This is a genomic window from Pseudoalteromonas sp. A25 (assembly GCF_009176705.1).
Classification (GTDB): Bacteria; Pseudomonadota; Gammaproteobacteria; order Enterobacterales; family Alteromonadaceae; genus Pseudoalteromonas.
This window is the reverse complement of the sequence record NZ_AP021846.1, coordinates 1205252-1219252: the sequence shown is the minus strand read 5'-3', so window position 1 is coordinate 1219252 and position 14001 is coordinate 1205252. Positions and strand designations below refer to the sequence as shown.

Genomic DNA, 14001 nt, shown 5'->3' with positions numbered 1-14001 from the left:
TCTCACCTCTTTTACCTAAGGTTAAATTCTGTTACTCAAATACTTATGCTATTTCTGCGACATCAGTGAGTCTCACTGCGCCCGCACTGGTATTAATGATGATGCCATTTGCGCCGTTGATATTGACGCTATCTATATTTTTAAACGTTGCCATGGGCAAGCTAGAAAATTGACCATTAACGCTCCCCTCAGCCTTCACGGAGTACTCGCCTTCAGGCATTAAAGTACCATCGCTATTTTTACCATCCCATTCAAAGCGCACTGCACCCGCGCCTTTACTACCCAAATCAATTTTTCTAACCAGCTGATTGGAGTCGTCATAAATGCTGATGGTTAGCTTTTCAACGGGTTTCTCTGCAATTACAGAGCCTTTTGCTAAACCATCACCGCCATGTTCTATTGTGTCAGACTCTAGCAAAGCTTTTTTACCCACTAGCGTCGACGCCTGCAGTGCTGAATTTGACGTCATTGACGCAGAAAGCTGCTCAAATTTGGTATTTAAGTTAGAAATACCTTCAGCCATAGTAAAGTTGGTCATTTGCGCGATCATCTGATCGTTATCCGCAGGCTTACTCGGGTCTTGAAAAGACAGCTGCTGAGTTAATAATGAAAAGAAATCTTCTTGCGTTAGCTGATCATTCTTTTCTTCAGGCTTATTTTTGTCAGACCAACGAAGAGCATCCAAATATGTGGAAGACGACGCGGCATTGATATCGTTACTCATCAGCTATACTCCCGTTAGCGCTGACCAAGTAGTAAGGTTTTGCTAAGCATTTGCTTAGCGGCATCAGCTACTTGTACGTTAGTTTGATATGAACGTGAAGCCGAGATCATATTCGTCATCTCTTCTACCACATTCACATTAGGCTTATAGATGTAACCATCCTTGTCTGCACTTGGGTGATTTGGATTGTATTCCATTTGTAGCGGCTTATTGCTCTCTACAATGCCTAACACCTTTACCCCAACTGATGCACCTAAACTGGTCGGGTCTTGAACAGAAGAAGCTTTAGTTAATTCTGCTGCAAATACTGGGTGTCGAGCTCGATAGACTTTGTCTTGGCTTGAACTAATACTATTTGCGTTAGAAATATTACTGGCAGTCGTATTAAGGCGAATGTTCTGAGCACTCATACCTGAACCAGCGATGTCAAATACGTTATATAAACTCATGATTATGCCCCTTGACTACCTAATGCTTTCTTAAGACCTTTAAACTTACCAGATAGAAATTGCAAACTAGCTTGGTACTCCATTGAGTTTTGTACATACAAGTTTCGTTCCACCTGCACATCAACCGAGTTACCATCGCCCGTATCTGCTTGATTTGGATTGCGAAAAAGCTCAACACCACCCGTAAGTTTACTACCGCCACCGATGTGTTTTTCATCAGTACGGACCATATTATTGCCGCCTTGTTGACTCGACTTTGCCGCTTTTAACGCCTGAGCAAAGTCAATATCTTTGGCTTTATATCCAGGGGTGTCGGCATTGGCTATGTTGCTCGCTAAAAGCTCAGCACGCTGAGAACGAATAAGCATAGTGTGGGGATGTACGCCCAAAGCTTTATCAAAACTAATTGCCATAACACAACTCCAAAAATTTGACTCTATGGAGATAATGCAAAAGCTGGGCCAAAAAGAAAAGCGGCGGTAAAACCGCCGTATGCTATTGTTTTTTCTGGTAAATAATACCTGGGTTACAGCGGATCATGTCAAATGCATCGCTTAATCCAGCCATTGATTCGGACGCACCAAGAAATAAATACCCTTTAGGATTTAATGCTTGGGCAAATTGAGAAATGATTTTAGCTTTGACCTGCGGTGAGAAGTAAATCAGTACATTGCGGCAGAAAATAACATCAAATTTCCCCATCAATGCATACGAATCTAGTAGGTTCAAATGTCTAAAATTAACCATCTTCTTGATTGGGTCGACAACTTGAGCCATGCCGTTGCCACTATCTTTAAAAAACTTTTTGCGGCGCTCTGCGGACAAACCGCGTGCTAACGCAAGCGCATCATACTCTGCGTTCTTACACATATCGAGCATGGTATTTGATATATCAGTACCAGTAATTTGTACACCCATCTTCAATGAACTTGGACTTTTACTTTGGTACTCACTAGCAGACATCGCTATTGAATACGGCTCTTGTCCAGATGAGCTTGCCGCAGACCAAATTTTCACCGGTCTTCTTAACTCACCAAATTCAGGAAATATCTTTGTCTTTAATAGCTCAAATGGATAAGTATCACGAAACCAAAGTGTTTCGTTTGTTGTCATCGCATCCACCACTGCGGCACGCAATTGCCGCTCATGTGGACTTAAAGTTTTATTAACCAACGCAGACAATGAATCAACACCGAAACGAGACATCAAAGGTGCCAGGCGGCTTTTAACCAAATACAGTTTATTGTCGCCTAGAACTATACCGCACTGCTGTTCGAGAAAAGTTCTGAATTGATCATATTCATTTTGTTGAAGATGCTTATTTTCCAATGTTATACCGCCATTCATCATTAATCGCAGTGAACCCATTTTTTCACAGCAGCCGCTAATTCATCTGGGTTGAATTTTGCGATAAAGTCATCTGCACCGACCTTTTGGATCATTGCCTGATTAAACACACCACTCAAAGAAGTATGTAAGATAACATGCAATGGTGCCAACTTTGGATCCGCTTTAATTTCAGCTGTAAGCGTATATCCATCCATTTCTGGCATTTCTACATCTGATATTAACAACCCAACTCGCTCAGTAATGTTGTTTTGACAGTCCATTTCAGCAATTTCACGAAGTCGAAGTAACGCTTCTTTACCATTTTTAGCTAATTCTGTTTGCACACCTAATGGCTCAAGTGCTCTTTTAACTTGGTTTCGTGCAACAGCCGAGTCATCAGCAATAAATACTATTCTCTCACCCAAGTCTTTTTGCATTTCCCCATCAGAGACTATTTCTTGACTCACTTCTGTATTAACTGGGCAAATTTCATTGAGGATCTTTTCAACATCAAGAATTTCAACCAATTCATTTTCAATCTCGGTAACAGCTGTAAGGTAAGAATATCGCCCCGCACCAGAGGGTGGCGGCATGATCTTTTCCCAGTTCATATTAACAATACGTTCAACCGCGCCGACCAAAAAGCCTTGCACAGAACGATTGTACTCAGCAATGATAATGAAACAATCATGGATATTTTCGATGGGCGGACCACCCACGGCCAAAGACATATCAATCACAGAGATAGTTTGCCCGCGGATATGAGCAACACCTCTAACAAACGGATTTGATTTTGGCATGCTGGTTAACGGTGGGCATTGAAGAACTTCACGCACTTTAAATACGTTTATGCCAAAACGTTGTCGACCCTTAAGCCTAAAAAGCAATAACTCGAGGCGGTTTTGCCCAACCAACTGGGTGCGTTGGTTTACTGAGTCTAAAATACCTGCCATCTCAATCTCCTACCTTTAATAATGCTTAACGGAACGATACTTGCAGACGTTAATCAACCCACAATAGCTCTTGAAGAGGTGACACAATTAACGCAAAATCTTTATACCCTTTTTCAAATGATAAGCATAGTCGAAACATCATGAGTTTGTTAAAAAAAACCAAATCTTTCAGGTTTTTCTGCACAATAGTATATATAATGTTCAGCTGTGGTGTTTATGCTCAACAATACAACAATCAAGCGCTCGAAGAAGCAGCTCGTTTGTATATTGAAAATCTTGTTATCTCTCAGAGTGATTCGAACATAAAAATTCGCGCTCTGCCATTGGATGCAAGACTGCCAGAAAAAGAATGTAAATCACCTTTGGACATCACAACAAATTCTACTGCGCCGTTTAATCGGCAGGTTACAGTACAAATTAAGTGTGATGATCTATCTAGCTGGACTCAGTACGTACATATTCGTATTGAAGAGCTATTTCCTGTTATCGTAAGTACTGAAATGATAGCCAAAGGTGAACTGCTGACCAAAGAGCATTTAAAGTTAGAGTATCGGCCAAAACACTTCGTAAGAGCGTCGTATATAGATGATGAAAGCTTACTTATTGGCAGTCGAAGTAAACGTGTTTTACGCGAGGGTATGCCTATTGGAATGCATCATATTTGCATGGTTTGTAAAGGCGACATAATCAGTATTTTTGCAAAAACGAGTACATTAACGATAAAAACTCAAGGCGTCGCACTGAAGGATGGGAACCTCGGTGAACAAATTCAGGTTAAAAATCAAAAGTCTGGAAAAATAGTATCGGGAAGGGTAAAAGATGTTGATTCAATAGAGGTCAATTTCTAAAAAATTTGCTAAAGTTATACCTATAACAGCCGATAGTCTAGGTAAGAAATTTTATTTGGGTCACAATCATGGTAAATAACGTAAAAGGTCAAGCGCAGTCAAACAGCGTGCTTAATAATATTAAGCAACAAAAAGCTGAGTTGCAAAAAAATGATGCGACTGCGAATAGCGCACCTTCAAAAGCGCCTCAAAAAGCTGCTTCAGATTCAGTTAGTTTGACGCCTCAAGCACGTCAGCTTAAAAACCTGCAAGACAAAGCACAGGATGCACCAGCATTCAACAATGAAAAAGTCGCTGAGCTTAAAAAAGCGATCAGCGAAGGAAAGTATCAAGTAGACGCAGAAAAGCTGGCAAAGAATATCGCGGCGTTTGAGTTTGATATGTATGGATGAACATCTAACTCTTTGTCTTCATAAGTTAGAACAACAGCTCACTCATTTAACAGCTTTGACCCAGCTGTTAGACAGTGAGCTTAATGCGTTGGCAGCAAAAAAAGGCGATGGTCTTAAAGATATAGCCCGAGAAAAGCTGACGTTATTAAATACCATCCAAAAACTTGATAAGGAATTATCAGGCTTCGAAAAATCACTTTTTGCTCATCAAGAGTCGCAGCACATAACCTCTAAAATCAATTCGCTACTGATTGAGTGTAAACAAAAAAATGAAGTGAACGCTCACGCTGCACACCAAGCTAACTTAAGCATTAGAGAGCTTAAAGATATTCTTATCGGTGGGCCGTCTTCTGTAACCTATGGGCAGGATGGCGCTGTAGTATCTCAAAATAACGAACTAGTTAGAAACTTAAAAGCGTAAATGGATTTATAAGTATTCTATTTACGCTTTACAGATATTAAACTCAGAGTGTTTGACAATCGTTGTCTAGTAATAAGTGACCCGCTTTATTTTCCTCGGCTTTACTTGCGTAATATATAAATCGTGTACACGTTTCATATCTAATTCAAGCTCGGTCACATACGTGTCACCTGCTGCATAGCTTTTTACTACCTTCGCACCACGAATAACGCCATTAACTTGACTTTTTAAGCCATCGTTCTGAGCGATAGCACCTTTGATTGTTGTACTTGATGAAATACTCTGACCATAAACTTGCTCGGTTAACTCGCGATACGCTTCAAGTTTTGATACCTTAACTGCCATAAGCATTTTTTGCGAAGGACTACTACCCGGTTGATCACTTAAAGGGGCATACCCAATTGCTTTCAATACAGGATAATGATCAGGTTCAACATATTCATATTCGACATGCTTATCAAACAAACTGCTACAACCGCTCATGACAAACATAGCCGAAAGCAGCCCGACCAAACTAACTCGCTTAAGTTGCTTTTTGATATTCATAATTGACCACCTTATAAAATTTCTAGCTTTACATATGCACAATTCTTGCCAGAAATTGTGGTACACCCCTTGCTACTAACCCTATACTGACACTGTGGGACATATAACATGATTAAGGCTATTATTTTTCTTGTACTGATTTGTAGCAGTACTTTAGTAAAAGCAGAGTGGTTTGAAGTAGTAGGCTATGCAAGCACACAAGGGCGAGATACGGCTCAAGCAAGACAAGCAGCGGTACAAGATGCGATTACTCAAGCACTTATATTTTCAGGGGCAACCATAAGCAGCGTACAAAGCATTGCTGATGGTGTGTTAAATCAAGATGAAATTAAAATCAAATCTCATGGTGAAATACAACAGGTTAACCTTGTTAGCGAAAGCCACGAGGGAGACAATTATAGTGTCACGTTACATCTAGATATTTACGCAACTCACAACCAATGCGCTGAGCAAAAGTTCAATAAACAAATAGCCATCACACAAAGTCAGTTAACTCAGCCTCATCAGGCGCGTTTGGGTCAAATTTTTGACATAGCAAAATCTACATCACAACGCCTCTTCAACACTTTAAATGAGCGGACTAGCACCGTAAAACCTATTCCATATTTAAATACTATTAATGTCAGAGAATATTTTGCACAACAGTTTGACTATAACCCCGCTTTAATCGAAACAATTGCAACAAACAGTAATAGCCAATACGTTCTACTCAGCCAAATAACAGATATTGCAGCAATGGATAAATTAAACAGTGATTACGCATTTTGGCAAAGTGATGAATACGCAAGAAGCTTCAAAATTGATTTTGCTTTATATGACGCTCTGACATACGAAAAAGTGTGGTATCAGCATTATGCTACACGAGGTGTTTGGCCCTTTGAAAAAACTGAGCTAATTGATGTCTATAGCGATAAGTTTTGGAACACACATTACGGCCAGCAGATACAGGAAGTGTTTAACAAGCTTAGCCAAGATCTCAATGCTGCGGTTTCATGTATACCCACTAAAGGAAAGATTTTATATCTTAATGATGATCAAGTTGTTATTAACCTTGGCCGAGTCCATGGTTTAGAGCCTGGCACCGTACTTTCAATCATGCATCAGAGCAGCATCATTACAAACCGAGGCTCTGTCGTGAACTCTACTATACAAACCATTGATCAAGTGAAAGTGATCAGTGTCAATATGCAAAATGCGACAGCAATCAACTTGAACACTCGCCCATTGAGTAACATTCAACTTAACGATATTGTTCAGGTTAAAATAAAAAATGAAGACAACTTTTCGCTTCACAATTAAAATCACATCGACAGAAGCAAATAGCATGCATGGCTATGGATAGGCTTTAGGGCGATGCATGCTATTTAACGCCAGTCAGCCACCAAAATTTTAGATAAAGCTTACCCCGGCAGAGTGCCCATTTACGACTAATAAACGTTACTATTTTTGGAGTTTAAAAATTAATGCTCGCTCTTGCACAAATCAAAGCCCATGATAGAAACATTCCTAAAAGTATAGAGACACATATTCAAGCATTAGTAACAGCTTCTACTTTGAATGCAAAGGTTGTTGTTTTTCCAGAGATGTCACTCACTGGATATGACCTGGCCTATGCAGCTCAACATCCATTTAAAGGCGTAGATGATACAAGACTGAGGCCCCTGCTTAACATGGTAAAAAAATTGGCAATCACAGCCATCGTTGGTTGCGTGTTAAAACAGCAAGATAAGCTCTATATCGCTGCGCTAATATTATGCCCTCAAGGAAAAAATAGCATTTATCTAAAGCAAAACTTACATGACGGTGAAGCAGCTTATGTTAGCTCTGGAACAAAACCGATTTCACATAACGTCGAAGGACTCAAATTTTCATTTGGTATTTGCGCCGATTTTTACCAGCCTGAGCAGCTATTATCAGAAAGCGCATCAAACCCAGATATTCTTATTTTAGCGGTATTAATATCACAGCTCGGGTTCGCAAAAGATATCGAGATACTGAAAAATATCAGTAAGAGCGTGCCGCTCGCTTTTGTAAACTATACAGGCACTACAGGGGGTTGGAATGCCTGTGGCACATCATCAATTGTTTGCAATGGAAAAGTTTCCTTCAGCGCCCCCAAAGAAGTTGAAGGGCTGTTGCTTATGGAGTCAAATGGTAATAGTCGGTTTTTCAAGTTAGACCCCTTTTAAACATGCTACGAATGATTTTTTTGATAAACACGAATAATACCAATTGCATTAAATTGGTGATCAGATATTGCGACAGATAAATGGCTTAGTAACAAGGCAAATATTTCGCTATGTAGTTATTCTACATGAGAAATATTTAACGCAGTTAATGAGTTATTTAGCTCGCTAGAATGATCAATGTATTAATAAAATTGGTATAACTCTTTGAGCTATGAAAAGCACCTTAATTTGCCATTAGGCTTCTTGGAGCGTCAAAACATCGTGTTGTGCCAACACCGCTTGAAACAACGTGAGACAAATATTAAAGGTAGTGGAAAGGCATAGTGAACCGAAATGAGCAACTTTTAGACGATATGTTGGCGGCCCCTGCAGGAATCGAACCTGCAACTATCCCTTAGGAGGGGACTGTTATATCCATTTAACTAAGGGGCCGTAACGCTAAAATTATAGCGGTATGGCCCATACAATTTCAACACTTTTTTATATAAGTCAGCGACTTGAAGTTACCTTTAAGTAACCTACTGTGGCTCAAGTACGGCAACTTCATCACTGTATAACACATAACTTGGTACAATCTTTCGAGAAGTTGCAACCACATGCTTTGTGTCAATATCGATCACTCGCGCGTTAACTTCCACCCCAGAACTTCGATAGATCAAAGTACCGGAAAGCATGTGACTAGCCACCTTTTTGTTCGTCAATGATTTGACCTCACGAGAAAACGAAAAGTCACCATTTTTTGTAACCGATACTGAATTAGTCGCTTTGAAATCTACCACGCCATAACCAAACTTTTGTAGTTGATGGATAAATGTTTCAGCAATTTGATTACCCAGCTGATTTGTCGTTCGCAGATTGTTATCAAAGTCGACAAAGGAAGTGACCGCAATATTAATATCTTGGTCTGCACTCATTGTATCAGCAAGTTCTAACGCCATATGCTCTACGTAATTTGCCAGTTGTAAGTTGTGCGATACTGGACTATATCGACGTGAATTTAGCATATGTTGTGGCTCATCAGCCTGCTGCTGTCGCTGCGCCTGTTCATAAAGCATATCAATTTGGCTGGGCTGTGGTGTATGTGAAACTTGATTGGTGTTGTGATTCACACTGACTAGCTGACAACCAGAAAGAGTCAATAACCCCACTGTCAAAAAGAAGTTTTGCTGTTTCATTTTACACCTCAATTACTCGCTTCTTTCATCAAAATGCCATCCGTTCTATAACTATTGCCCAAAGCATCAACCACGGGCTGGGGAATAAAGCCCTGAGCAGAACCAACGACCGCTTTGCTATTGATCCCCACTATCCGCGCGTTAACTAATACGCCTCCTTGATGGTTAACTAGTGTTCCAGCTAACACATATTGAAAGTTCTGGGTTTCATTTAGCTCCAGATAGTCGCGACTAAAAACAAAATCTCCTTGAGGTGTTACTCTCATATAGTCTGTCGTTTTAAAGTCAACAACTGACACACCAAACTTGTGTAATTCATGCATAAAGCTTTCAGACAATTGATTACCTAATAAGGTTGCCTGCCCATAATCATCATCAAGATAAACAAAGCTCGACACAGCTAAAGGCGTTTTAGCATTAACATATTGTAAATTTTCAACCAAATCTTGCATGATCCCACGTACATAGTGGTTAATGTTTTTACGACTCACATTCGCACGTTGGCTGACAATATTGGGTACCGCATTGCGAGACTGAAAAGCCTCTTTTGTCATGTTAGGAGGTACTATCCCCCTTTGTGTTGTATTACTTTGAACCTGCTTATCTTTCAACGCAAAACTGTCCAACATATTTGCACAGCCAACGCTCAATGGTAAAAGCAAAATATACAAATAATTCTTCATTGTATGTTCCTCATTAATATTCTGTGCGATAGATCAACCCATCGCGTTGCTGTACTTTTTCATCAGACCACATAACGTTAACTGGGATCTCAGTCGTAGCAGCAGACACTACTCGCCCGCTTCTCATGTCAATCAGTCTGGCATTAACAATATACGCATGCTGCTGCTGAGTTAAACTACCAGCAACCACAAAGTCAAGATTTTGTCGCTCACGTAAGTTTGCTATATTTCGACTGAGCATATTGTCAGCGTTATCTAATAAGGTGAGCTGGTTTTCGAGGCGATGTTCAACGGTGTGATAGCCAAGCTGTGTAAACTGAGTGAGGAGGCTTTCTTGGATCTGCTGACTCAAACCTGACGCTTGTTGGCTCGCAAGCGTTTCGCCTAACCCTTCGGCTTTAAAAAAGCTCATTACTGCAATACGCGCATTGCGCTTGCGCACACCTGAGATATTACTGAGCTGAATACTCAAATCACTCACATACTGATGCACCGTATAAGGAGCCATTTTTTTCTCTGGTGTCACGTAAAGAGGATGTTGTTTGCTGCCACCAACAAAACTTTGGCAGCCTGTCAGACCAATACATAACAAAAATAAAAATAACCGCATTATTATCTAACCCAAGCAAATAATTCTGCTTAGTCAAATGCAAAAACTATACCGAAATAACACTAAAGCTTAGTTTTTATAGTCTCACTGTTAAAATGACTGACAATGCAATTAATAGATTGCTCTTTGAGGTTATTGCATACGTCTAGCGCTTTGGCCTTTTCTGCGTACCCTCCCGCCTTGAGTCGATAAAAAGTGACATTATTCACTTGTGCAGCCTCTATGCTTAATTGCTCTTTTAAAGGCTCTGGGAGCTTTGCTTGAAGTGCTGGTATCAAACTCTCTAAACGGCTCTTTTGAGTAACAGCCCCTAGTTGCAATGCATACTTCATGCGCTTTGCTACCTTCTTATCAACAATCGGTTGAACTGCAACAGGTTTACTAACGTTCTGAGGAGGCTTTTTGACTGCTGTTTGAGAATTTACTTGTTCGATAGATGAAGCCACGACTGATCTTGAGTCATTTTTTTGAGAAGACACATACCTCGTCTGATCAGACTCCTGTTGAATTTGTTTTTTCACTAACCCATCAAGCTGCGATATTAAAACGCCCAACTCTTTTTCGATTCTAAGTAATCGATCCACTCCCCCTTTAGCTGCTTGCCATTGTTGGGCTGACTCTCGCAACGTTGCAAGCTCTGACTGTGTAATAGTCGCGGTTTGCTCATGAGCCGACTTAGTATTTGCACAGCCACTCAACATAGATACCGTGCCAAAGGTCACGATTATCAATTTTGTAGCTCTATAGAAAGTAAACATTTTTTTCCTTTTAAAAGATCAATAGTGAATCAACGTTTGTTTAACGCTACATGGCAGGCCCACACTGCTAACACGCTCACACGCGAACGCTTGTTTCTGTCGTGACTCAGCTGAAAAACTAAATGCCAATATATACTGGTTACTTTGAGGTGCTTTGTAATAAAAAGGGCTGTAGCCCTCAAGTGAGCTCAAACGCTCATTAACTAGTGCAAAATAGGTTTTTAAAATAGGCAAAGAAGAGAACACACCCAAGCTTGCGACCAGTCCCTGTATTTTGTCCATTTCTTTTAATGAAAAATCAACATTGGATAAAACACTGCCTTGTGCACTCAACTCAACTTCGAGTTTTGCTGTTGTTTTAAGGTTCTTTCTTTGCACCAGTGTATCGTCGACTTTAGCCGTGTAATTACCAGGCTTTAGATCTGTAAAAAGATAGTACCCGTCATAGGCCGCTTCTGTCTGCGCAACCTGCGCGCCACTGTCATCAAGCAGCTTGATTTGAGCGTACGGCAGAATTTTGCCGCCTTCTATATAGACATTGCCCTCAACTTCACTAGCATTAACCAAAGGAAAATCTATATATTCAACATAACCAGCCCTTGGAGTGATAGACACTCCCTGATGCCTTGGGACAACAAAGGGCTCATTGATACTGGTTTTATCAAGTACAACATCCGTTTTCCTGTTAACGAGTAGCCCAGTTAACTCAGCGCTTCCTTGAGCACTTGTCAGTGTCGTACGGTGAGCTTGCAATGCCCTCACCTTTACGCCCTCTACCGGCTTCTCGCCCTCATCAAGTTGGCCATTATCATTATCGTCTAAAAACACTCTGATCAATGCACTACCGCTTTGTGCTAAGCTACGCCGAGACGTAAAATAGCTGTTGTTCACCGCATCGTAGCCCACACTAAAACGACCAAACACACCAAATTGCCACTCGTCATCATTGTTATATGACATTGATGTATTGATGCTATAGTCCCCCGTTTGCCAACTTAATGCTAATTTGGTGGTATCTAAATCATTTTCGATAGAACTAGTGTAGGTCAGTTGCGCTTGAACATCCGCCAGTAAGTTTGTATATACCTCTGCTGAGTAGCCAGTTATGTCTCTGTCTGGTTTTATCTTATAGTCTACAGAAAAGCGGCTATAAACCTGCCCAAAACGCGCTTGAATTTGCGTACTACCCGTTCCAACCAAAGTACCCAAAGAGGGATTTGTCCATTTTAGCTGATTACCTATTGCGTACTTACCCAACGTATAGTTCAAGCTGTTACCGAATGATTGACTCGAACCACCGCTTTGTTGATTAGTATGCGTTACAATGTTTCGATAACTTAACCGACCATACTGTGAAGACATGAAGTTACCCGAAAACTCAATACCAAGATTTGAGCTCGTATCAATCTCTTGGCTACCCAACTTAAGTAAAGTACGCTTACTTAAACGGTTATACTGTAAACGAACTGCTTGGTTTAAGATTTTGGCTCGAGTTACAAGCTCAAAACGAGACTGAGATAAATCATCTTGTTCATAATTTACGTTCAACAAAAACCGATCGAGCAAAGTCGTATTACTGCCCATAGATAAAACATGCTTAGGACCCGACTCTAAACCTTCCCTTAGAGATGTGGCCCCATAAACAGAGAGGGTATCTGACAGACCCTGTTCATAACGGGTTGACAGTAGCCAGCCTAATGAGCCGATTTGATATTGTTTGTCATCAAATAAACGATGCCCCTGCTCAGAAAGAGAAACCTCATAAACCGCCTCACCGGAGTCAAGTGCGCTACCATCAATAAAATGCTGTTTCGTATGTTTTTCTACTTGGCCCTGCGGCCCGTATAAAATAATCTCAAACTCATTAAGGCCAACAAGAAGGTTTATATTTTCAAACAAATAGCGTCCATCTGTGCTGTCAAATTGTTGTTCAACTAATACCCCATTTTGATATAGTTCAACATCCCATCCATTTTGAACTTCCCCTGAAATTGAAATCCTATTTTGGTCGAGCAAGGTGTTGAGCGGTACATTCGATATTTTAATGCCTCTAGCTAACTGATTGCGGTGTAAGCTTGCGACTCTAGTGGCCACAATATCGCCAAACTCAACTTGCGTTGCTTTAAGCGGTCCAAACAATTTCCCTTGCTCGCTTTCGCGGCTAAAAGTAAGACGCGCTTGATCTAATAAATCCCCCTCATGACCAGCGATATAATACTGGCTACTTAAGTACGCGAAGTCATGAGCACCAAGTATCGAATAGTTTGTCGCATCAATGTCGTGGCTTTTGCGATATCCCAGCTGAACATCAGCCAAAGGGGAAGAAAACAAACTATATGGGCTAGCCTTCCAAGGCTTAGTGGCGTATTGACTACCAACAAATTGTCGTTTTAAGCGCTGAGTTCTATCTATTTTGGCTTCAATAGGTAATACATGTTTTGACGTTACACGCGCTTCCTGTGCACCGTAGTCAATATCCAATTCCAAATTGAACCAAGCCGCCAGTACTTGCCAATCGACATATAAGTCATCTTCCTCTTTATAAATCTCAATAGGCTTTAAGTGATGTACCGCACCCAAAACTTCTGCCTGGCTAAAGGGCTGAACAAAACTAAAATGGTTACTAGGCTCTATGAACCAACCATCAAACCCTTCTGAACTTGTGCGAATTGCAAAATCTAAACTATCAAAAAAGCTAGTCAGCTCCAACCATGCGCCTGTTCTGCTTTTAACCCCAACAACTTCTCCCAAGTAATTGTTGCCAATATAAAAAGAAAGAAATAGCATTTCGCCTTCTGGAATGCTGTTGGCAGAAGGCGCCAACTGGGCATTCACTAAAGTGTTATCTAACTGCTTGAGCAAGTTCAAAATTTTGGCGTAACTATCGTCGACTGCTAAGCTTGAACAAGACATTAAAACACCCA

16 protein-coding genes and 1 tRNA gene are annotated in these 14001 nt (G+C 40.6%); 5 read left to right on the top strand and 12 right to left on the bottom strand.

Going from position 1 to position 14001, the window contains the following annotated elements:
* Nucleotides 1-43 precede the first annotated feature (43 nt).
* The 5 genes from GDK41_RS05460 to GDK41_RS05440 all read right to left on the bottom strand — a co-directional run bounded on the left by GDK41_RS05460 (nucleotide 44) and on the right by GDK41_RS05440 (nucleotide 3455).
* A complete protein-coding gene (locus tag GDK41_RS05460) occupies nucleotides 44-724 on the bottom strand; it encodes a flagellar hook assembly protein FlgD (protein WP_152085457.1) in 681 nt (226 codons plus the stop codon).
* Nucleotides 725-738: 14 nt separating this feature from the next.
* Nucleotides 739-1173, bottom strand: coding sequence for a flagellar basal body rod protein FlgC (gene flgC, locus GDK41_RS05455; protein WP_152085456.1), 435 nt, complete (start codon nucleotides 1171-1173; stop codon nucleotides 739-741).
* A 2-nt stretch (nucleotides 1174-1175) separates the two neighbouring features.
* A complete protein-coding gene (flgB, locus tag GDK41_RS05450; RefSeq protein ID WP_152085455.1) occupies nucleotides 1176-1586 on the bottom strand; it encodes a flagellar basal body rod protein FlgB in 411 nt (136 codons plus the stop codon).
* A gap of 82 nt (nucleotides 1587-1668) precedes the next feature.
* The gene (locus GDK41_RS05445) at nucleotides 1669-2502 is read right to left on the bottom strand and encodes a CheR family methyltransferase (RefSeq protein WP_152085454.1); all 834 of its coding nucleotides are present in this window, start codon (nucleotides 2500-2502) and stop codon (nucleotides 1669-1671) included.
* 20 nt (nucleotides 2503-2522) lie between these two features.
* Nucleotides 2523-3455, bottom strand: a complete 933-nt coding sequence (locus GDK41_RS05440; protein ID WP_152085453.1) for a chemotaxis protein CheV — start codon at nucleotides 3453-3455, stop codon at nucleotides 2523-2525.
* A 197-nt stretch (nucleotides 3456-3652) separates the two neighbouring features.
* Between GDK41_RS05440 and flgA the strand changes: the two genes are divergently transcribed.
* From flgA to flgN, 3 genes are all read left to right on the top strand, one after another.
* Nucleotides 3653-4303: a flagellar basal body P-ring formation chaperone FlgA gene (gene flgA, locus GDK41_RS05435; RefSeq protein WP_232056530.1), complete on the top strand. Its 651-nt coding sequence runs from the start codon at nucleotides 3653-3655 to the stop codon at nucleotides 4301-4303.
* 68 nt (nucleotides 4304-4371) lie between these two features.
* A complete protein-coding gene (gene flgM, locus GDK41_RS05430) occupies nucleotides 4372-4695 on the top strand; it encodes a flagellar biosynthesis anti-sigma factor FlgM (protein ID WP_152085451.1) in 324 nt (107 codons plus the stop codon).
* Entirely contained in the window at nucleotides 4688-5116 is a 429-nt protein-coding gene (flgN, locus tag GDK41_RS05425; protein WP_152085450.1) for a flagellar export chaperone FlgN, read from the top strand. Before flgM ends, flgN begins: the two co-directional genes overlap by 8 nt.
* 66 nt (nucleotides 5117-5182) lie before the next feature.
* Here flgN and GDK41_RS05420 read toward each other — a convergent pair whose 3' ends face one another.
* A complete protein-coding gene (locus GDK41_RS05420; RefSeq protein WP_152087519.1) occupies nucleotides 5183-5608 on the bottom strand; it encodes an LPP20 family lipoprotein in 426 nt (141 codons plus the stop codon).
* Between the two features lie 162 nt (nucleotides 5609-5770).
* On the opposite strand from GDK41_RS05420, the gene GDK41_RS05415 reads away from it, so the two are divergent.
* Both GDK41_RS05415 and GDK41_RS05410 read left to right on the top strand, forming a co-directional pair.
* Nucleotides 5771-6961, top strand: a complete 1191-nt coding sequence (locus GDK41_RS05415) for a flagellar assembly protein T N-terminal domain-containing protein (RefSeq protein ID WP_152085449.1) — start codon at nucleotides 5771-5773, stop codon at nucleotides 6959-6961.
* 164 nt (nucleotides 6962-7125) lie between these two features.
* Nucleotides 7126-7851 (top strand): carbon-nitrogen hydrolase family protein, encoded by a 726-nt coding sequence (locus tag GDK41_RS05410; RefSeq protein ID WP_152085448.1) that lies wholly within the window; start codon nucleotides 7126-7128, stop codon nucleotides 7849-7851.
* Between the two features lie 357 nt (nucleotides 7852-8208).
* Here the strand turns inward: GDK41_RS05410 and GDK41_RS05405 are convergent.
* From GDK41_RS05405 to GDK41_RS05380, 6 genes are all read right to left on the bottom strand, one after another.
* Nucleotides 8209-8283: transfer RNA gene (locus GDK41_RS05405), tRNA-Arg, on the bottom strand.
* Nucleotides 8284-8369: 86 nt separating this feature from the next.
* Nucleotides 8370-9026, bottom strand: coding sequence for a FlgO family outer membrane protein (locus GDK41_RS05400; RefSeq protein WP_172971555.1), 657 nt, complete (start codon nucleotides 9024-9026; stop codon nucleotides 8370-8372).
* Between the two features lie 8 nt (nucleotides 9027-9034).
* Nucleotides 9035-9709 (bottom strand): FlgO family outer membrane protein, encoded by a 675-nt coding sequence (locus GDK41_RS05395; protein WP_152085446.1) that lies wholly within the window; start codon nucleotides 9707-9709, stop codon nucleotides 9035-9037.
* Nucleotides 9710-9722: 13 nt separating this feature from the next.
* Nucleotides 9723-10319 (bottom strand): FlgO family outer membrane protein, encoded by a 597-nt coding sequence (locus tag GDK41_RS05390; RefSeq protein ID WP_152085445.1) that lies wholly within the window; start codon nucleotides 10317-10319, stop codon nucleotides 9723-9725.
* A gap of 62 nt (nucleotides 10320-10381) precedes the next feature.
* Nucleotides 10382-11077, bottom strand: coding sequence for an SPOR domain-containing protein (locus GDK41_RS05385; protein WP_152085444.1), 696 nt, complete (start codon nucleotides 11075-11077; stop codon nucleotides 10382-10384).
* 18 nt (nucleotides 11078-11095) lie between these two features.
* On the bottom strand, nucleotides 11096-13990 hold the full coding sequence (locus GDK41_RS05380) for an MSCRAMM family protein (protein WP_152085443.1): 2895 nt from the start codon (nucleotides 13988-13990) through the stop codon (nucleotides 11096-11098).
* Nucleotides 13991-14001 lie beyond the last annotated feature (11 nt).